Annotated in this window: 18 protein-coding genes; 12 read left to right on the forward strand and 6 right to left on the reverse strand. The window is 42.7% G+C overall.

The window, feature by feature from the left end; all coding sequences use genetic code 11:
• Positions 1-140: 140 nt before the first annotated feature.
• From ACH11B_RS08630 to ACH11B_RS08640, 3 genes are all read right to left on the reverse strand, one after another.
• Positions 141-1,034: a class I SAM-dependent methyltransferase gene (locus ACH11B_RS08630; RefSeq protein ID WP_130854432.1), complete on the reverse strand. Its 894-nt coding sequence runs from the start codon at positions 1,032-1,034 to the stop codon at positions 141-143.
• A gap of 159 nt (positions 1,035-1,193) precedes the next feature.
• Entirely contained in the window at positions 1,194-1,946 is a 753-nt protein-coding gene (locus ACH11B_RS08635; protein ID WP_013664954.1) for an ABC transporter ATP-binding protein, read from the reverse strand.
• A gap of 77 nt (positions 1,947-2,023) precedes the next feature.
• The gene (locus ACH11B_RS08640) at positions 2,024-2,758 is read right to left on the reverse strand and encodes an MlaE family ABC transporter permease (RefSeq protein WP_377613256.1); all 735 of its coding nucleotides are present in this window, start codon (positions 2,756-2,758) and stop codon (positions 2,024-2,026) included.
• A 167-nt stretch (positions 2,759-2,925) separates the two neighbouring features.
• Between ACH11B_RS08640 and ACH11B_RS08645 the strand changes: the two genes are divergently transcribed.
• The 10 genes from ACH11B_RS08645 (at position 2,926) to ACH11B_RS08690 (ending at position 13,233) form a co-directional block, all read left to right on the forward strand.
• Positions 2,926-3,633 (forward strand): SDR family oxidoreductase, encoded by a 708-nt coding sequence (locus ACH11B_RS08645; protein ID WP_013664956.1) that lies wholly within the window; start codon positions 2,926-2,928, stop codon positions 3,631-3,633.
• A gap of 145 nt (positions 3,634-3,778) precedes the next feature.
• Positions 3,779-4,327, forward strand: coding sequence for a PspC domain-containing protein (locus tag ACH11B_RS08650; protein WP_377613257.1), 549 nt, complete (start codon positions 3,779-3,781; stop codon positions 4,325-4,327).
• Between the two features lie 89 nt (positions 4,328-4,416).
• Complete coding sequence (locus tag ACH11B_RS08655) at positions 4,417-5,367, forward strand: LiaF transmembrane domain-containing protein (RefSeq protein WP_013664958.1); 951 nt, start codon at positions 4,417-4,419, stop codon at positions 5,365-5,367.
• A 240-nt stretch (positions 5,368-5,607) separates the two neighbouring features.
• Positions 5,608-6,213: an RDD family protein gene (locus tag ACH11B_RS08660; protein WP_377613258.1), complete on the forward strand. Its 606-nt coding sequence runs from the start codon at positions 5,608-5,610 to the stop codon at positions 6,211-6,213.
• A gap of 387 nt (positions 6,214-6,600) precedes the next feature.
• On the forward strand, positions 6,601-7,257 hold the full coding sequence (locus tag ACH11B_RS08665; RefSeq protein ID WP_377613259.1) for a TetR/AcrR family transcriptional regulator: 657 nt from the start codon (positions 6,601-6,603) through the stop codon (positions 7,255-7,257).
• A complete protein-coding gene (locus ACH11B_RS08670; protein WP_377613260.1) occupies positions 7,250-8,599 on the forward strand; it encodes a TolC family protein in 1,350 nt (449 codons plus the stop codon). The genes ACH11B_RS08665 and ACH11B_RS08670 overlap by 8 nt, the downstream gene beginning before the upstream one ends.
• 35 nt (positions 8,600-8,634) lie before the next feature.
• The gene (locus ACH11B_RS08675) at positions 8,635-9,747 is read left to right on the forward strand and encodes an HlyD family secretion protein (RefSeq protein WP_130854426.1); all 1,113 of its coding nucleotides are present in this window, start codon (positions 8,635-8,637) and stop codon (positions 9,745-9,747) included.
• A 143-nt stretch (positions 9,748-9,890) separates the two neighbouring features.
• Entirely contained in the window at positions 9,891-11,462 is a 1,572-nt protein-coding gene (locus tag ACH11B_RS08680; protein WP_149105172.1) for a DHA2 family efflux MFS transporter permease subunit, read from the forward strand.
• Positions 11,463-11,679: 217 nt separating this feature from the next.
• A complete protein-coding gene (locus tag ACH11B_RS08685) occupies positions 11,680-12,243 on the forward strand; it encodes an FKBP-type peptidyl-prolyl cis-trans isomerase (protein ID WP_377613261.1) in 564 nt (187 codons plus the stop codon).
• A gap of 81 nt (positions 12,244-12,324) precedes the next feature.
• The gene (locus ACH11B_RS08690) at positions 12,325-13,233 is read left to right on the forward strand and encodes an FKBP-type peptidyl-prolyl cis-trans isomerase (protein WP_168204531.1); all 909 of its coding nucleotides are present in this window, start codon (positions 12,325-12,327) and stop codon (positions 13,231-13,233) included.
• On the opposite strand, the gene ACH11B_RS08695 is transcribed toward ACH11B_RS08690, so the two are convergent.
• The 3 genes from ACH11B_RS08695 to ACH11B_RS08705 are packed head-to-tail and all read right to left on the reverse strand — an operon-like array spanning position 13,230 to position 16,343.
• Entirely contained in the window at positions 13,230-14,543 is a 1,314-nt protein-coding gene (locus tag ACH11B_RS08695) for a deoxyribodipyrimidine photo-lyase (RefSeq protein ID WP_289554454.1), read from the reverse strand. The genes ACH11B_RS08690 and ACH11B_RS08695 overlap by 4 nt on opposite strands.
• The gene (locus ACH11B_RS08700; RefSeq protein ID WP_013664967.1) at positions 14,536-15,459 is read right to left on the reverse strand and encodes a TIGR01777 family oxidoreductase; all 924 of its coding nucleotides are present in this window, start codon (positions 15,457-15,459) and stop codon (positions 14,536-14,538) included. The genes ACH11B_RS08695 and ACH11B_RS08700 overlap by 8 nt, the downstream gene beginning before the upstream one ends.
• Positions 15,460-15,476: 17 nt before the next feature.
• A complete protein-coding gene (locus ACH11B_RS08705; protein WP_130854422.1) occupies positions 15,477-16,343 on the reverse strand; it encodes a hypothetical protein in 867 nt (288 codons plus the stop codon).
• Positions 16,344-16,558: 215 nt separating this feature from the next.
• Here ACH11B_RS08705 and ACH11B_RS08710 point away from each other — a divergent pair, with 215 nt between their 5' ends.
• Positions 16,559-17,863: a DASH family cryptochrome gene (locus ACH11B_RS08710; protein ID WP_130854421.1), complete on the forward strand. Its 1,305-nt coding sequence runs from the start codon at positions 16,559-16,561 to the stop codon at positions 17,861-17,863.
• Positions 17,864-18,016: 153 nt separating this feature from the next.
• Positions 18,017-20,830: a 2-oxoglutarate dehydrogenase E1 component gene (locus ACH11B_RS08715; RefSeq protein WP_013664970.1), complete on the forward strand. Its 2,814-nt coding sequence runs from the start codon at positions 18,017-18,019 to the stop codon at positions 20,828-20,830.
• Positions 20,831-20,833: the final 3 nt, after the last annotated feature.

Here is a 20,833-nt window from a genome sequence, read left to right on the forward strand (position 1 = left end):
TCCGAACAAGGTCCGAATAAAGTCCTACTGATTTCCAAAATAAAAGTAACGACAATAATAAAAGGGATATTATCCGGACTGAAAAAAGGGCCGCGACTTAAGTATTAATCGTAAGCAACTGTAGGTTGTGCTATTTCACGTTAGCTTCTGAATTTTCCAAATACGCCTAAAGGTAATTTACTTCCAGCAGTGGCTTGAAGGAATAATTCGCCCGTCTCTAAATTTTTGACCGAAGGGAAAGCGCTTTTGATAAGATTTTCCACGATTACAGAGGAAAAACCTAGGGAATATGTGTTGAGGATTAAAAAATGTTCCTTGGGGTCTAATAACTTAACCACATCCAACATCATTTCGGTAATGTGGTCTTCTAATTTCCATTTCTCCCCTTTGGGGCCGTGGCCGTAAGCTGGTGGATCAAGGATAATACCATTATATTTATTCCCTCTTTTTAGTTCGCGCTTAACAAATTTTAAAGCGTCTTCTACAACCCAGCGTATATCTGCTAAACCCGAGAGTTCCTGGTTTTCATTTGCCCAGGTAACCACTTGTTTAATGGAGTCAACATGAGTCGTATCGGCGCCTGCGGCCCGAGCGATCAACGAAGCTCCGCCGGTGTAAGCAAAGAGGTTTAAAACTTTTGGCTTTGGCGTTTTAAAGGATTTGACAGTCGATGAGATATAGTCCCAATTAACCGCTTGCTCGGGGAATATGCCTACGTGTTTAAAGGAGGTAAGTCCCAGCCGGAACTTAATTTCTACGTCAGGATTTTTATAGGTGATATGCCATCTATCAGCTATTTTAGCATCCTTCTTGAGCCAGTCTCCGGTAGTAGCCGAACGGCCTTTGAAACGGATATGGTGAAGTTTGTTCCATTCTCCTTCATTCAACGCTTTTGGCCAAACTGCTTGCGGTTCCGGACGAATCAGTACAAGCTGACCGAAGCGTTCTAATTTTTCAAAATTTCCGGAATCAATCAATTCATAGTCTTTCCAATATTGAGGAGTCAAAAGCTGTATGCTGGATGTCTGTGTCAAAGCGTTAATTTTTTGGCAAAGATAATGATTTGTTATTGGTTATAAGAGGCATTAAGCTTTATGCTATAGGCTAGGTGGAAGCGATAAGTTCTAAGCTACAAAGCAATAAGCCTAGAATCTTACGCTCCTAAGGCCTAATGCATATAGCCTACAGCTTTACTAAAACTTCTCCTTGGCTATTTTCATGAATGGACTGGCGAAAACAAAATCGTTTAGCTCCTCAACGTCGGTATGGGCAATTTCTTTGTTCGATCCTTCCCATTTCTTTTCTCCTTGATATAGAAATAATATATATTGACCGATGCCCATTACCGAGTTCATATCATGTGTAACAACAACGGTTGTTGTGTTGTATTCTTCTGTAATGTCTTGGATTAGTTCGTCAATGACAATGGAAGTACGTGGATCCAGACCGGAATTGGGCTCATCGCAAAAAAGGTATTTGGGCGTCATGGCAATGGCTCGGGCAATCCCAACCCGTTTTTTCATCCCGCCCGAAAGTTCTGCAGGATAAAGTTTATTCCGCCCTTCCAGATTTACACGTTCTAAACAGAAATTAGCGCGTTCAATGCGCTCTTTTTTGCTCATGTCACTGAACATCTGTAAAGGAAAAGTGATATTCTCCTCTACTGTCATCGAATCGAATAGGGCTGAGTTTTGAAAAAGCATGCCAATTTCCTTTCGGATTGGAATACGCTCTTCAAAATTCATCCGGGTAAAGTCCTGGTCCTGATAAAGCACTTTTCCTTTGTTTGGCTCATGCAAACCAACCATGCACTTGAGCAAGGTGCTCTTTCCTGAGCCGGAGCCTCCGATGATTAAACTGATTTTACCGGCTTCAAATTTGGCAGATATGCCTCTAAGCACATCATTGTCACCAAAGGATTTATATATGTCCTGAACGTTAATCATTGTTTTTGGTTTTTAGCCGTTAGCTTTTATATATTAGCTCGTTTAGCTAAGGGCTAATGGTAATAACTAATCGCTTTTTAGAGCATTAACGCTGTAATTACATAATCTGTAGCCAAGATCATAATACAGCTGACGACGACACTTTTCGTACTTGCTTGCCCAACTTCCAAAGCGCCTCCTTTTACATAGAAACCATGATAAGCAGCTACGGATGTAATCACAAAACCGAATACAAATGCCTTTACCAAGGCTACCGCCACGGTATAGCCGTTGAAGTCTCCTGTAATACCCATAATATAATCAGCTGGAGTTACAGCTCCGGAAAGGGCGCCACCGATCAAGCCACCACTCAGTGCCAAAAATATAGATAGGATAACCAGAACCGGTACCATGGTAATGCCCGCTAAGATCTTTGGTAAAATTAAGTAGCCGGGAGCATTAATTCCCATGATTTCCAAGGCATCAATCTGTTCGGTAACACGCATAGAACCGATTTGGGAAGAGATGGACGAACCTACTTTTCCTGCCAAAACGAGCGCAGAGATGGTAGGACTTAATTCCAATATACTCGAGTCGCGGTTGATTTGGCCTATGATGGAGTTTGGAATAAGATCAGACACTAATTGAAAAGCGATCTGCATGGTCATAATCGCACCTATGAACGTAGAAATAATGGCGATCAAGCCCAAAGAGCCTACGCCGATACTGTTCATCTCATGCATAATCTCTTTCCAGTAAATACTCGCTTTTTCAGGTTTTTTAAAAACTGATTTTAACAGTAAAAGATATTTGCCGAAGCTCGTAAAAAACATATATGTGTCTCAAGAAAATATATTATCACCAAACTTATATAAAATTGCATTCATATGCAATTTAGCGATTCGGCTGGCTAAACAGAAATACAAACAGCAATTTGATATATTTGTTTGTTGGGCAAAGAGCCTAAAGCGAACAATCAACATTAATAATTTATAACGATATGAAAAAATGTGCGCTCATTACGGGTGCCACCAAAGGAATTGGAAAGAGCATTGCCTGTGCTTTGGCAAAAGAAGGCTTTGATATTTTGCTGTCTGCCAGAACAGAAAATGACTTACTTACCTTACAATCAGCGCTTGAATCCCGGTATCCGAATCAACGTTTTTATTATCAAGTTGCAGATTGTAAGGATCAGCAGCAAGTGAAAGCACTAGCCCTGCAAACCGATGCTTTTTTTTCTCACTTGGATGTCTTAGTGAATAACGTCGGACTTTTTGTACCGGGGGGCTTTTTGGAGGAATCACCCGAGTCTTTGGCCGATCACTTGGCGGTTAACGTGCTGTGTACGCATTATTTGGCTGTTTATTTTGGTAAGAAAATGTGTCAAAGAAAGAGTGGACACGTTTTCAATATCGGATCAGTAGCCGGTAAATCGCCTTTTGTAAAAGCTGCTTCATACAGTGTAACAAAGTATGCAGTACATGGTCTAACAGCTATATTGAGGCAAGAGCTTGGAACATATGGGGTTAAGGTTACAGAAATTATTCCGGGCTCTACGTATACTTCTTCTTGGGAGGGTGTGGATATCCCTTCTGAGAAATTTGTAGCAGCGGAGGATATTGCAGATGCCGTAGTGACTTGCTTAAAGATGAGCAAAGGAGCTAATGTGGATGAAATCGTTATCAGGCCGCTCGATTTGGAGATTTAGTTGGGTGTTGGAAGCGGTGATGTGGCGATGAGCCAATGATTAGCCAATGTGATGATGGGCAAGCTTAAAGCTTATCGTCTATGGCTCAAGCCTAAAGTGAAGCTGATTTCCGATGGCTAAAAATTACAGCATATAGCTTATAACCATGGAAAAGGAACTTAGGAGAAATGAACAGGAAGGCATGCTTGGTGGCGTCTGTGCTGGCCTGGGGGAATATCTGGGTATTGATAAGGCCTGGATACGGGTGATTTTTGTACTCAGCATATTTTTTAGTGCCGCGGGGATTGGCCTGATAGGTCCGATCGCCTATGTGATTATGTGGATTGTAGTACCTCGTAAGCCTTTTGTTTTTCCCGGGTTTCAGGAACCCTACGGCCGGCCGCACATGGAGAAGACGTTTACGGTAGGAGGAGAGGATGTATTCCATCACTTGGAACGGCGAAAACAGAGGGAACGAAGGTCGGTAGGCGTCGCGTTGCTTCTTATTGGTACTTTCTTTTTGTTGCTGCAACTAGACTTTATTACCTGGGAAGAGCTTATTAAGTACTGGCCGCTTGTTTTTGTGGTGGGTGGACTGATAAGCATCTTTAGCTCTTTCAAGCTCGGAAAAGGTCAGGCAGCGGAAGATCCACTGATAGCACAACCTAAGGATAAGGAAAAACCGGAAGAGGGGGAATCGGAACAACCTTCGTAGCTGCGTACATAAAACAAACTGTAACGCTGTGGTATAAAACGGAGCAATAGGTCGTGCTCCTTGGTGTCGACCGTTAAGATATATTGAATATGAATAGAGAAAGATTAAATTGGGGATTGGTGCTGCTTTTTATCGGCGTCATGTGGCTATTAAGTAACACGGGAGTTATCTCTTTTTATTGGTCGAGCCTATGGCGTTTTTGGCCGGTGTTTCTGATCATTCTAGGGGTTAACTTGCTGTTACCTAAACATGGGGTAGGCAATGCCATCTCAGTGGTTGCAACTATTGCGGTTTTGATTTTTATAGGCTTTCAGGTATCAAAACCGAGTAGAATATGGGGAGGGCATATAAGCTATGAAGACGACGGTGATAATAAAGACCGGGAGGATAACGACATCGCCGGGGAGGTGAAAAATGCGGATTTTTCGAGCCCCTATAGCCCAAGCATTCGAAAAGCCCACCTCGAAATCAAAGGTGGTGCCGTTGAATACAAGATGGATGGGGAGGCCGCGGAACTGTTTAGCGCGCATTCGCGTGGTGTTTTTTCGGGGCATGTACTTCAAACGACTACCAAAGACTCGGTGGCTGAATTGACCTTTAGAATGAAGGATGTAAAGAAAAAGAACTGGAATATCGATGGTGAGGGGAACAATGAGGTTGAGATGTCTTTGAATACCAACCCGCTTTGGACTATCAGAGTGGATGTCGGAGCCGGAGCCGTCGATTTCGACTTAAGCCGATATAAAATTGAACGCCTTACGCTCAAAGGAGGCGCTGCTTCTTTTGAGACAAAACTGGGTATGCCGATTGGCGAGTCAATCATTGACGCAGAGTCAGGTGTAGCAAGCGTAGAAATAGAAATTCCCAAGGAAGCCGCTGCCCGGATTGATGTGAAGTCCGGATTATCTTCTAAGGAATTTCCCGGATTTATTAAACAGAACGATGGGTCTTATATAACGGAAGGCTTTGAACAGGCAGGAAATAAATATTTAATTGATTTAAAGGGTGGGCTTAGTTCATTTTCGGTAAAAAGATATTAGTGGAGGTGCAGGGTTTAGGGCATGAGCTTTAGGGCTTAGGCATAAGGTATTAAGGTATTAGGTTTTAGGCGTTAGCGGTTTAGCGCATAACGTTTTAGATTTTAGGTATGAGCTGTTGGATGAGATTGGTGTAAGGTAGGATGTTTTTTATCATCCCTCCGGGAGACAGGTCATCCCTGCTGGAGGCGGGCCATCTTCCGGGAGCGAGGCTTTTTGAATTTTTAATTTTGAATTTTTAATTTGACATCATACTACATAGTAAAAAATGGCAAACCATTTGGACCACTTAGTTTATCGGAACTAAGGACGATGGGATTAGTGGGTACAGACTTTATCAAGGAAGACGGTTGGGATGATTACAAAGAACTGAGGGAAATTCCGGATCTCAGTGCAAAATTGGGCATAGCATACGAACGGGCGCTGCCTCAATACTATGCTACCTTAGATGTTAGGCTACTAGCTGCGGCCATCGACTATTTTTTCGCTTTTCTCATTTACTGTTGTTTCGCCCTGGCGATTGTGATCAAAGCCGAGCATAAACAGGAGCAATGGACTTACCTCCTTTTCGGCCTATTGACAGTTCCTTTATTCAAATTCATTATATGTGTGATCGGTGAGGGCTCCGCTAAAAACGCTTCACCTGGAAAATTGCTGTTGCAAATTAAAGTAACCGACACGAAAGGCAATCCCATCGGCTTTGGAAGAGCGCTTTGGAGAAATATGGCCAAAATTACAGGCTTGCTGACTTTAGGCGTGAGTTATTTAATTGGCTTTATGGATCGTAAGCAACAGTGTGCCCACGACAAATTAGCGCGCACTTTAGTGATTAAAGGAAGGCTTATTTAGCAGCGATTGGCAATGGTTTTCTGCTTACATTGGCTAACCGACCCTAGGGAAGCTCATGAACCGAGTGCAATGAGCTCATGAATGCCAATAAAAAAGTAATCGACTATGAATAATACCCTTTGAAGTTAACACTAATGAATAATTATCCCATTAGCTAGTTATTCACTATCTGTTTTTTAAGTGTTCATGAACACACTTTGTTCGGTTATTCATCATTAATTCCGTCACTCAACAACAGAAATCGTTTTACAAAAAAAAGACAATTCATAAGTTGTTGATTTTCAAAAAATTATTTCAAATCTGTGTTACGTTAATGTTATCAAATGAGTTAAACGCTTGTTTGAATTAAACGTTTGTTTAACTTTGCGCCCATTAATTCATTAAGTGATGACTGAATACAGTGAGAAGCAGCTTTTGATTATGGACACCGCCCTTCGTTTATTTTCAGAGAAGGGATATGATAAGACCTCCATCCGCGATATTGCACAGGCCGCGGAAGTCAATGTAGCAATGGTGTCCTACTACTTCGGATCGAAAGAAAAATTGCTGGAAGCCCTTTTTAAAAAGCACTTTACGTTTATTACGGGCAAATTAGAGAGTATTCTGTATGAAAAGGACAGTACAGCCTTTGAAAAAGTCGAACAGATAATCGATGTATTTATTGACACGCTCTACAGTAGGCAACGATTTAATCGACTTATGACCCGCGAAGCCAGTATTTTACAGGAAGGACCGCTGTTTGATATGATTTTTGAGATGAAAACCAAAAACCGGAAGCTCATGGAGCGAGCTGTAAAGGCGGGACAGCGGCTTGGTGTTTTTCGTAAGGATGTAAACGTGTTCTTTTTATCCTCCGTATTGATTGGAAGTGTGAATCAGATGCTAGCCAATTGTCGCTACGAAGCACAAAATGCCAAGCTGGAAGGCTCGGAAGCCGAGAATTTTCAACAGGAAAAAATCAAAATACTGCGGAATCATCTCAAGCAAATGTTCATTGCTTACCTGACCCAACCGGAATTAAAAGATAAGAGCAAAAATGGATAATATAATAAATAAAGTGAATAAACTTTTAGTAGGGTGTTGCTTGCTGGTTATAGCAGGCAATACGGTGTTAGCACAGGAACAAAGAACGCTCACTTTACAACAAGCGATTGATTTAAGCTTGGAAAACAGTAAAGAATTGAAAGTGAGCGGTAGTAAGGTTAAACAGGCCTTAGCTTCTTTGCAAGAAGCGAAGGATAACCGCCTGCCCGATATTGATATTTCCGGACAATACATGCGGGTTAATAAACCGAATGTGGATTTTAAGTTACAGGGATCCGGATCGGAAGAATCAGGGGAAGGTTCGGGTAGCGAAATGCCGAATGTTAGCCAAGCTATGTTTGGGATGGCTACCGCTAGCTTGCCGATTTTCGCCGGTGGTAAAATTACTAATGGCATTGCTTCGGCTAAATATTTGGAAAAAGCAGCTGAACTGGATGTCGAACGGAACAAACAAGAGGTGATACAAAATACCATTGCTGCGTATTATAATTTATATAAAGCACAAGCAGCGGTAAAACTGGTGACAGAAAACCTGAATACTTCAAAGCAGCGCGTAAAAGATTTCGCTAATATGGAGGCGAACGGTCTGGTGGCTAGAAATGACCTCTTAAAAGTTCAACTTCAGGAAAGCAATTTGGAATTGGCGCTGCTGAATGCCGAGAACAATGAGAAGATAACAAATTTTAATTTTGATTTAATGCTGGGGTTAGATGAAAGCACCAGGTTGGTTTTAGACACCACCGGTCTTTCTGTTAAACCTCAAGTCAAGTCGCTAGCCGACTGGGAAAGCCTGGCTTTGGACAATCGCGCCGATTTCAAGGCGCTCTCGAGCCGACAAGATGCTGCACATGCGAATGTGAAAGTAGCAAAAGGATCGTACTACCCGTCTTTTGCGGTTTCGGCGGGATATGTCGGTATCAATGTTCCACACGCACTAACCGTTACCAACGCCCTAAATGCCGGGGTAGGTTTGAGTTATAATTTAGCTTCGCTTTACAAAGCAGGAGCAAAAGTTAAACAGGCTAAAGCGCAGGAGGAACAATTGGCATGGAATCAGGAACAATTGAAAGATGGGATACGGATCGATATACATAAAGCATATCAGGATTATACGCAAAGCCTGAAAAAAATTCAAGTATATGAAAAGGCCGTGGAACAGGCCAATGAGAATTATCGCATTACTAAAAATAAATATGATAACAGCCTAGCCACTACCACCGACTTGTTGGACGCCGATGTGGCTCGTTTACAGGCAGGCATTGATTATGAATATGCAAAGGCCGATGCGGTAGTAGCTTATAATAAATTGTATGAAAGCGCTGGTGTAAGCGTAGGGGAATAAACAAATAAGAGATTTAAAGGTATTAGCAATAAAATATGGAAACCAATAATCAAACTACGGCAAAAGAACCGGAAAAAAAATCCGGAAATAAGGGTTTTGCGATTGTTTTCGTTCTGCTCATCCTAGTGGGAGGAACATATGGTGTAATTAAATATTTACACGCTCAGAAACACGAAGAAACAGATGATGCACAGATCGTGTCGACGATCAGTCCGGTTATTCCGCGCGTATCCGGTTATATCAAGGAGGTCCGCGTAAGCGATAACCAAATGGTGCATAAAGGAGATACCTTGGTGATCCTGGATGATCGGGATTATCAGGTTAGTTTAGCTCAGGCTGAGGCTTCATTGGCTAGCGCACGGAGCAATGCCCATGTAGCAGGTGCGGGTATTCAAGTGGCCCAAGCCAATATCAGTACTTCTCAGGTGAATGTGAACACGGTAGAAGCGCAGATTGAATCAGCAAAAGTTAATCTTTGGCGGGCAGAAAATGATTTTAAGCGTTACGAGAATCTGATTAAGGATCATAGCATTACGCAACAACAGTATGAAGAGGCTTTAGCCACCAAACAGTTGGCACAAAGACAGCTCGATGTCTTACAAACACAGAAACAATCGGCCGCAAGACAAGCCGCTGCAGTTGGTACGCAGAAATCCGTTAGTGCCGGACAGGCATCGGTAGCGGAGGCAACCATTAAGCAACGGGAAGCAGAAGTGGAAGCAGCTAAATTAAATGTTTCTTATACCGTGATTACGGCTTCAATTGACGGTCAGGTAGGTAAAGTGAACTTGCAACCGGGACAATTTTTAGGAGCCGGGCAATCGCTTTTCAACATTGTTCCAACTACCGAAAAATGGGTAATCGCGAACTTTAAAGAGACACAACTCACTAAAATGAAAACGGGACAAAAAGTGTCTATTAAAGTGGATGCTTATCCTGACTCTACCTTAGAAGGCGTGGTTGCTTCTTTCTCCCCGGCAACCGGTGCCGCTCAATCTTTGTTACCGCCCGACAACGCTTCCGGTAACTTTGTGAAAGTAGTACAGCGCATTCCGGTGAGGATCGATTTTAACGAGGGACAAAGTCCTGAATTGATTCAAAAAATCCGTACCGGAATGAACGTATTGGTAGATGTGCATCTTAATTAGGGAGTAGCTGTTAGTATTTAGCTTTTAGATTGCTAATTTCCAATGTCTAACAGCTAAAAGCTTGTAATGTTAGATAGTAGCTGTTAGTGTTTAGCCTTTAGACTGCTAATTCCTAATGCCTAATAGCTAAAACCTTATAATATATGGAACAAAATTCTTTAGTTGAATATGGTTGGCGGCGGGCAATTATTACCATAACAGCTATTTTATGTGCGCTCTTGGAGATTGTGGATACCACCATCATCAATGTTGCGCTCAATGAGATGCGCGGTAATATGGGCGCTACGCTGAGCGAGATTGGTTGGGTCATTACGGCTTATGCCATTGGTAACGTCATCGTAGTGCCGCTAACGAGTTTCCTTTCTCAACAATTCGGTCGGCGCAATTATTTCGCCGCCTCGGTTATTCTTTTCACCATATGTTCTTTTCTGTGTGGTAATTCAACCGCCATGTGGGAATTGATTTTATTCCGGTTTCTACAAGGGGTAGGGGGTGGTGCCCTGTTGGTAACCTCTCAAACCATTATCACGGAAGTGTACCCGATTGAAAAGAGAAGCATGGCTCAGGCTTTGTATGGTTTGGGAGTCATCGTCGGACCTACGCTGGGACCTCCGCTCGGTGGGTATATCGTTGAAAATTATAGCTGGCCTTACATCTTTTATATCAATATTCCAATTGGTGTAATTGCAACCATGCTGACACTTAAGTTCGTTAAAAGTCCTAAGTACGGCGAGAAGCGGTCGGCGCGGGAAATTGACTGGTGGGGGATTGTATTTCTGGCCGGGGCCGTCGGATCGTTGCAGTTTGTATTGGAACGCGGACAAGAAGAAGATTGGTTCAATAACAGTATGATTTTGGCCTTTACCATTCTTTGCGCGGCTTGTGTTTATTTATTTATCTGGCGCGAACTCACGGTCAAAAACCCGATTGTCGAGTTGCGCGTACTGAAAGATGCCAATTTACGGGTGGGCACGATCCTTTCCTTTATTATGGGGTTTGGTTTGTACGGATCAACATTCATTATTCCGCTTTATACACAAAACAACCTCGGTTGGACGGCTTATCAGGCGGGTCTTTTGATGGTGCCGTCTTCATTGGTCACGGCCTTTATGATGCCGATCATCGGACAGGTCCTGCAGCGGGGGGTGAAACAAAAATACCTGGCCGCTATGGGAATGTTTCTCTTCTTTATGTTCTGTTTTTGGGGTTTTCGTATTATAACGCCGGATACAGGGGAGGGCAATTTCTTTTGGATGCTGATGCTGCGCGGTTTAGCCATGAGTATGCTATTCATTCCGGTAAGTACCCTATCACTTTCCACCTTAAAAGGGGCGCAGATCGGTCAAGGAGCAGCCTTCACCGGGATGATGCGGCAGTTAGGTGGTTCCTTCGGTATCGCTTTGATTACTACCTTTATGACCCGGCAAAATGCCCTACATCGTAATAATTTAATTGAGCATATCAACCCGAACAATCCCTTGTTTCAACAGCGATATCAAGGGATGGTAAGTAATTTTATGCAACATGGTATGGCACCCAACCAAGCTAAAGCTGCCGCGCTGAAAGCGATGGATGGGTCGCTTATGAACCAGGCCTCAGTGCTTTCTTACATGGACGTGTTCTTATATATCGGTATCATGTTCTTAATCTGTGTGCCTTTTATCCTTATGTTGAAAAATGCGAAAGCTAAACTGGATATGTCGAATGTGCATTAAAAAGTAAAAAGTAAAAATTCAAAAATAAAAAGTAAAAGTTCAAAAAGGCGAGTGTTGAATGGCGCTCGCCTATGGCTTAAAGCTTATTGCTTGCATCAATGTTAAAAAATGTTAATACATGCATTTAACCAATTAATTCAATAACTTTGCAAATAGCATTGTATTGAATTTTATGGGCAGACTCTACACCCTCATTTTCTTTATTATAATGGGGCTTATGGCAGTTTCATGCGATAAGGAGGAGGTCTATGTCTATGATCAACAGCTGGTGTTGGAGCGAGAAGCGCCTATGATCGCTTCTTATATTACGGCACATGGCTTGTCCGATTCGGCCAAGCTTCATCAGGAGACCGGTATTTGGTATGTCTTGAGCGATTCGGGGACTACGGCTGTCGATTACCTGACGATCGATTCGACAACAAACAAAGAGCAGCTGAAAAATAAACTGATCCAGGTAAAATATACAGCACGTATGTTGGATAGCACGATCTTTGAAGAAAACACAAGCTTGGATTCCATTCCTTATAAACCGTTGCTAACTTCCGAAACCGATACCGGGCGGATTTTGGCTTGGAAAATTGCCTTTTATCCAAAAAGTGTTGGCGGATTATTGGAAGGTGGTTTACGTATCGGCGCTAAAATCAGAATCATCACACCTTCCGTATATGCCTATCAAGACCGTCCCTATGGTATTGTTAAGGAAAATTCGCCACTTGACTATGAACTGGAGGTCTTGGATATCACCGATGCCGACAAACCCAAAACAATGCGTAAGAATTGATTTTCACATAATTTAGAGACAAGAGATAAAGTATAAATGAACCTTTCTATCAAAAGAATATCCTTATTAAGTTTATTGGGCATGAGCCTTTTCGCAGCCTGTAAGAAACAGGAGTACCAAAGCATCGAAGAACTTGATGCGGTCAGTATTGATTCCTATATACGGGCTAACAACTTAACGGTTCAACCGCTTGGCAATACCGGTATGTATTATCAAATATTGGAAGAGGGAAAGGGGAATGATATCGACTATACCGGTCGGTACGCATTGGTCTATACCGTGCGCTCATTGGATGGTGTTTATAGCGTAACCGATACCTTTGCTTCCGCCAGTCGTTATTTTGATTATTTGGGCTATTTCTTGGGGGCCGCTCCGCAGGGCACCGCGATTTCCACGAGCCCTGCCTATCAGCAGCAAATTGAACGAGAAGAAGGCTTAAAAATGGCTATCCGAAGCATGTTGAAGAAGACGGATGGTCAAATCCGGGTGCTTATCCCGTCACGCTTATTGCCTTACGGTCGAAATGGAAACACCGATTTGGGGATACCTTCCAATGCTTCGATGGATTATGTGATTCGGGTCATTGATAGTGCGAGTATGCCGGCTTATGAGGACTTGTCCATACGAAAGAGAATGCAGGCTGCAGGACTAGATACTGCCGATTTTACAAAAACCGAGACTGGAATATATTATCAAATTACTGAGCAGGGTGACGGTAATCCAATTACGGTTGATTCGACAATTACTTGCTCATATAAATTGCATTTAATGAACGGTACCGAATTTCAAAGTGCAGACTCTGCGACAGTCTTAATATCTAATACAGTTAATGCTTGGAAGGAAGTTCTTCCCAAAATAAATCAGGGAGGAACGGTCCGTTTTCTTACACCTTCAACGCAAGCGTACGGATATTCCGGATCGTCTTCGATAGCACCATTTTCGGCGTTGGACTTCGAAATTTCTGTGAGGAAGACAGAGAACGATGACTAATCCTTCAAAGCACTTTTATACACCTCCAAAGCCCGCTCGCGGGCTTTTTTATGTTCTATAATGGGGCTAGGATAGCGAAAGGGGTCATCCAATTCGGGAATCCAGCGTTTTGCATAAACGAGCTTGGGGTCAAATTTTTTTAATTGTATCTCCGGATTAAATACCCTAAAATAAGGAGCCGCATCGTTGCCTGATCCGGCAGCCCACTGCCAGTTTCCTACATTACTGCTTTGTTCATAATCTTGTAATTTTCGCGCAAAATAGGCTTCTCCCCATCGCCAGTCGATCAGCAAATGTTTACACAAAAAACTAGCCACCACCATCCGTACTCGATTATGCATAAAGCCCGTCTCATTCAATTGCCGCATACCGGCATCTACCAGCGGATAACCGGTTTTCCCTTGGCACCACGCGTCAAATTCGCTTTCATTATTACGCCAATGAATTCGGTCGTAAGCAGATTTAAAGGCCTTGTTAACTGTTTCAGGAAAGTGCCATAAAATCATCATATAGAACTCGCGCCAGATCAGCTCATTTAGCCATGTTTTTTCGCTCGCTTGTCGTGCATCCTTTATCAGTGAACGAATACTGACCGTCCCAAAACGGAGGTGTACACTCAAATGGCTTGTGCCTTTTTCGTCCGCAGGGATATCGCGTGTATGGTGATAATCGTCTATAACCGTCTTATAGCTTTTACTCGGAAAAGTTTGTTTGGTAGCAACAAATCCTAGCTCTTTTAGTGTGGGAATCGTTTGCCAATGAGATCGGAGTGCCGCTAAGTGACGCTCACTTGGATAATTTTTAAGATGGGATTCACCTAATTGAGCGAGCCAACAATTTCTATAAGGGGTAAATACGGTATAAGGTTCGCCATTACTCTTCAGGACTTCTTCCTTTTCAAAAATGACCTGATCTTTAAAGGTATAAACGGCAATATGGTATTGCCTAAGAAAATCACTTATTTCTTTATCTCGCTTTCGCGCATAAGGTTCATAATCATGATTAAAATATACCGCTATGGGGTCGAATTCTTTTACAATTTCTTCCCAAGCTTTATTTGGCTCATCATGGTAAAAGGCGATGCCGGAGCCTTGTTGTTCCAGCTGTTTGTTTATGGCTCTCAGCTCACGATGGATAAATGAAACTCGGGCATCATCGCGATCTTCCAACTTCGACAATATCGCAGTGTCAAAAATGAATACGGGTTGGACTTTGTATCCGCTACGCAACGCCTCATACAGCGCATGATTATCCTGTAGGCGTAGATCTCGTCTGAACCAGAATATACAGGGGCGCTCTTTCCTACTCATCCCTCTTTTCTCTTTCAAAAATATGTTTTAAAGCAGTTTCTATGGTGGGATAGGTAAACCGAAAGCCAGCGTTAAGTATTTTGTCGGGCGATACTTTTGCACTATCCAATAGTAACTCACTCATTTTACCCATAATGGATTTCAGGACGAAAGCAGGGACAGGCGGCAGCCACAGCGGTTTACCTAAAATCTTTGCAATCTGTTGATTTAATTGTTTGTTGGTGACAGGTTCCGGAGCTACCATGTTGTAGACTCCCTGTAATCCCGGGTGCTCCAAAGCGTAGATATACATATTAACGGCATCCTGGATATGGATCCAAGGAATATATTGTTTTCCGCTTCCTAAAGTAGCCCCAAGTCCAAGTTTAATAGGTGCAGCTATTTTGGATAAGGCACCGCCTTCTTTGGCGAACACCACACCACACCGCAAAGAAACCGTACGAAGCCCGAGCGACCGACCTTTTGCTACGGCCATCTCCCAGGCAAAACAAGTCTGACCCAGGAAGTCGTCCGCAGGAACACGGTCTTCACTCAATAATTCGTCCCGTTTATTGCCGTAATAGCCCGTTCCGGAAGCCGATACCACCTGCTTTACCTGGTGATTACCGGTTGATAATAATTTATAAATAAGTCCGATACTATCGGTGCGGCTTTTTAGGATCTTCGTTCGTACATTTTTACTCCACGGTCTTTTTCCAATATTTTCACCGGCGAGATGAACAATCGCATCCACCTCTTCTATACAAGTCTTGTCTATTATACCCTCCTCCACATTCCAGGTAAAGTATTTTACCTGTTCGCTATCCCGTTGTGGCTTGCGTACGAGGGCGTGAACGATGTACCCCTTTTTCGTAAGTGCTGCTGTTAGGTGCTCACCGACCATACCCGAGGCCCCGGTGATTAATATTCTCTTCATGTGTACGGTATTAAACTTTAAGCAAGCGCCGCTTTGAGCGCTTGTTCAAATGTCAGGCATTCATGAGGAAACAAATCACGGATGTGATTGTTTTCGCACAATAAATCTTGCGTAATATTCTCGCCGAAGGCGCGCGCTGTGGATACGCTTACACCTGTTGTGAGACTGATAAAAAAAGCGGACAGACGGTTATTAAAGCTTGGTACTGAAACAATCGGCCTATTGATATGTATCTGCTTCATGTAAGCCTTCAGCATCTCTTTATAACTCAGAACGTCGGGCCCACCAATGTCGAAGCTTTGATTAAAGGCGGCAGGATTAAGCACGATAAAGCTTAGATAAGTTAACAAATCCTGCAGAGCAATCGGTTGGGCACGCATTTTTACCAAACGCTGATTGGCAAAGATAATGAAGCGCGACGACACCTTTTTCATCATTTCCATCAAGATAGACTCTTTTCCGATAATATTGCTGATCCTAACAATGGTATAAGAAATATAACTATCCGTCAAAATCTGTTGCACTTCTTTTATAAAAGGTGTACGCAAACGCGTAATATAAACAAGTTGTTGGCTATTGCTTTTTCTCGCTTGCTTAATAAAGTTGATCAACGAGAGAAGCTCGAGGTTTTTGTATTGCTCGCTCCATTCGGCAGAATCCTGACTGAGGTAAATGGCCACATCTATCTGTTCCGCAATCGTCGGTGTATAGCGTTCGCGTACTAAGTCTCCACGTATAACGGATACATTCGGATGCTCTTCCGTCGTTTCCAAGAAATGCTTCTCATTCCGCACCAAGCAAGATGTTTGGTACCCTTCATCGGCAAGATGCCACGCCAATCGCTTCCCCAAATAATTGTTCAGTCCGGTAATTAGTATATTCATTTCGCAAGGCCTATGTCACGTTTATAACTACAATTATATCGTTCTTTCTGTTTAGTTTAAAATGAAATAAGTATTTCATAAGGAAAGCATTAAAAAACACCATGTTTAAACAAGGTTTGTTAACGCGGTGTAAAAGCTTGCGGAGAATCCCGCTATTTTTGTTTTATGAATTTAAAAACCAGTATATTTGAGATTAAAAGTTTCCTATATTAAGAATGAATAAAGATACAATCCTTGTTTGGTTTAGAAATGACTTACGCGTGCGTGATAATGAAATATTATGGCAGGCGCTTGCTAAGGCAGACAGGGTGGTGCCGGTATATGTTTTTGACCCCCGTCAATTTACTCCTTTAAAAAATGGAATGCATAAAACCGGTGTTATTCGTGCAAAATTTATCTTGGAAAGTGTACAGGACCTCCGACTTTCCCTGCGTTCATTGGGTGCCGACTTATTAGTCGTTTCCGGTTATCCTGAGGAAATACTGCCAACCTTGGCAGAGCGATATCAGGTAAAGGAAGTATATCACCATCGCGAGGTTGCCAAGGAAGAAACGCATATCTCGACACTTGTAGAGGAAGCGTTGTGGAAGAAGCGACTTAATCTACGCCATTTTATAGGACACACGTTATATCATAAAGAAGATTTACCCTTTCCAATTAAAGATATTCCCGATGCTTTTGCAACCTTCAGAAAGAAAATAGAACGGGAAACAACTATCCGACCTTCGGTAGAAACGCCGGTGAAAATTGAGGTTCCCGATAATTTGGAAGCGAGCGAGATTCCTTCCTTGGCATCGCTCGGCTTTTCGGCTGATCTAATCGGAATAGCAGATCAATCGCCTTTTAAAGGCGGAGAAACTGAGGGATTGAGGCGTCTGGAGACTTTATTGGCAGGTGCTGATACGGCATCATTGACAGGCTCTTTTGGTTCTGAAGAAGGAACCGTCTTGTCGCCCTGGATAGCAATGGGATGTTTGTCGGTGCATACCGTGTATCATGCGGTGAAAAAATATGAGGATAAGAGCCTGCCGAAAAAACAAGCAGCAGCTATTATTACCGGCTTGTTGTGGCGCGATTACTTTCGCTTCATGTTTAAAAAGCATGGTAACAAGTTCTTTTTACAGCAAGGTTTCTCTAATGAAATACCCGCTTATGAACTGGTGGGGGACGCTTTATTCGACCGGTGGAAGCGAGGAGAGACGGGCGATCCCTTCGTCGATGCCGCCATGCACCAGCTGAATACAATAGGTTTTATATCCCATACTGCCCGGATGCTGGTAGCACATTACCTCGTAAGCAACTTAAATATCAGCCACCTGCTAGGTGCTGCCTATTTTGAAGACAAACTGGTTGATTACAACCCTGCCTCCAATTATGGCAATTGGGCACATATTGCCGGTGTTGGCAGCAGTACCAAGGATAATGGTATTCGCGATATCAAGAAGTTGCAAAATTTACTAGACGCCCAAGGCGAATATGTCAAACGCTGGGGGACCCCCCAATTGTCTTATTCGAGCTAAACATTTCCATGCTTAACTTGTTGAGAAAAAATGTGCGTCACCGTGCGGTAACTATCAAGCAAATTTTTGTGCTGACGTTATAATTAAATTTGATTTAATGTGCATTCCGTCAGATATTTTATAACTTTGTCAGCACATCGTATTATAAAGTAAATGGACAGACTTTCATATCTTAGTAACGCAGACTCAAGTTACGTAGAATCGCTCTACAAAGCGTATAAGGAAGACCCCGATTCGGTCGATTTTGGATGGCAGAAATTTTTTGAAGGATTTGAATTCGGAGAGCAGGCGGGAGGCCATGGGCAACCGGTGGAAGGCGGCGACGTTTCTGAGCATTCTCTGAAAGAAATAAGGGTATTAAATATGATTCACGGTTACCGTGACCGTGGACACTTGTTTACAAAAACTAACCCCGTTCGTGAACGGAGACCGTATTATCCGGGAAAGGAGCTGGAAACCTTCGGCTTATCGGAAGCGGATATGGACACCGTTTTTAATGCCGGGGTAGAAGTTGGCTTAGGTCCGGCTAAATTACGCGACATTCGTCAGCTTATCGAAGAAACTTATTGTCAATCGATCGGCGCTGAATTCACCTATATTCGGCATCCTGAAAAAGTGAAGTGGTTGACAGAGTATATGGAAAGTACACGCAACCAGCCAAATTTTCCTATTGAGAAGAAAAAAAGAATTCTTCAGAAACTGAATGAAGCCGTAGTTTTTGAAAACTTTTTAGGTACCAAATTTTTGGGGCAGAAACGGTTTTCGCTGGAAGGAGCTGAAACGGTCATTCCAGCGCTGGATTCTATCATTGAGAAAGGTGCTGATCTTGGTATTCAGGAATTCGTGATTGGTATGGCGCACCGCGGTCGACTCAATGTACTGGCCAATATCATGGGAAAAACCTACAAAGATATTTTCTCTGAGTTTGAAGGAAAAACCTATGCTGCACAGGGTGATGAACCCGATTTCGGAGGAGATGTAAAATATCACCTGGGTTTCTCAACGGATATCAAAACAAATACCGGCAAGGACGTCCATTTAAGTTTATGTCCAAATCCTTCCCATTTGGAAACTGTCAATCCAGTGGTAGAAGGCTTGGTGCGTTCTAAAATCGATATGAAATACGATGGGGATAAATTGAAAATTGCCCCTATTTTAATTCATGGTGATGCTGCAATTGCAGGTCAAGGTATTGTATACGAAGTGGCGCAAATGTCAAAATTAGATGGATACTCTACCGGAGGAACCATTCACCTGGTAATCAATAACCAAATCGGCTTTACCACCAATTTTAAAGATGCACGCTCATCTACTTATTGTACAGATTTAGCAAAGGTGACCCTTTCCCCTGTCTTCCATGTAAACGGTGATGATGTGGAAGCCTTAATATTTGCAATCAATATGGCGGTGGAATATCGCCAGCGTTACCATACGGATGTTTATATCGACGTGTTATGTTACCGCCGTTATGGACATAATGAGGCAGATGAGCCTAAATTTACCCAACCGAAATTATATAAGGCGATTGCTTCACATCCAAATCCCCGCGAAATCTATAATAAAAAGCTAATGGAACAAGGCAGCGTGGATGCTAACTTGGCGAAGGAGATGGAGAAAGATTTCAAAGCCTTATTACAACAACGCTTGGATGAATCGAAAGAGGCAGAAAACCTGAGCGAGTCCAACCCAATGTTTTCCGGCGCTTGGAAAGGATTAAAGCCTGCTAAGTATGAAGATATCTTTAAGCCGGCCAATACAGCGGTTGATAAAAAGAAATTCATCGAAATCGCCAAATTAATTACGCTGCTTCCAAAGGATAAAAAATTCTTCAGCAAAACTGCAAAGTTGTTCGAAGCACGTTATAATATGATTGAAGAAGATTCGTACGACTGGGCGATGGGAGAGCTAATGGCCTATGGAACGTTATTAGCAGAGGGATCTCGAGTTCGTATTTCCGGACAGGATGTTGAACGCGGTACTTTCTCGCACCGTCATGCAGTGATTACGCTGGAAGATTCGGAAGAGGAGTATATACCTTTAAAAGCGATTAACAAGGGCGATGTTAAGTTCGATATTTATAACTCCTTACTTTCTGAATATGGTGTGCTAGGCTTTGAGTATGGTTATGCTTTGGCAAACCCCCAATGCCTCACTATTTGGGAAGCTCAATTTGGCGACTTTTTCAATGGAGCGCAGATCATCGTTGACCAATACTTAGTAAGTGCTGAAACAAAATGGAAGCGTTCTAACGGATTGGTGATGTTATTGCCTCATGGTTATGAAGGACAAGGCCCTGAACACTCTTCAGGACGTATCGAACGTTTCTTGGAAGCTTGCGCTGAAAATAACATTCAAGTAGCCAATTGCACAACGCCCGCAAACTTTTTCCACTTACTTAGACGTCAACTGCATCGTGATTTCAGAAAGCCATTAATCGTATTTACACCAAAGAGTCTGTTGAGACATCCGAAGGTGGTGAGTAAGCTGAAAGATTTTACTGAAGGTCAATTTCAGGAGATTATCGATGATAGTTACGTAAAAACAGCCGATGTAAAACGTGTGCTTTTCTGCACAGGGAAGGTTTATTTCGATTTGCTGCAAAAACAGCAAGATGATAAACGGAAGGATGTTGCTATCATACGAGTGGAGCAGCTTTATCCGACACCTACTGATAAAATACGCGCTATCCGCCAGAAATATAAGAATGCAACCAAGTTCTACTGGGTGCAAGAAGAACCGGAAAACATGGGCGCTTGGCCACACATTTGCCGTAAATATCGCAAAACAAGCGTGGAGCTGGACGTAATCTCGCGTAAAGAGAGCAGCAGTACGGCTACCGGTTATTCGAAACAACACAATGCACAACAACTGTCGTTGATCAGTCGCGCCTTCGCCGACGACAGCGCAGGAACAGAAGCAAAAAAACAAGTAAAAAAGACAACTAAAGAAGCAGCAAAAGTAGACTAACAT

It is taken from the genome of Olivibacter sp. EAT-5 (assembly GCF_044784325.1).
Lineage (GTDB): Bacteria > Bacteroidota > Bacteroidia > Sphingobacteriales > Sphingobacteriaceae > Olivibacter > Olivibacter oleidegradans.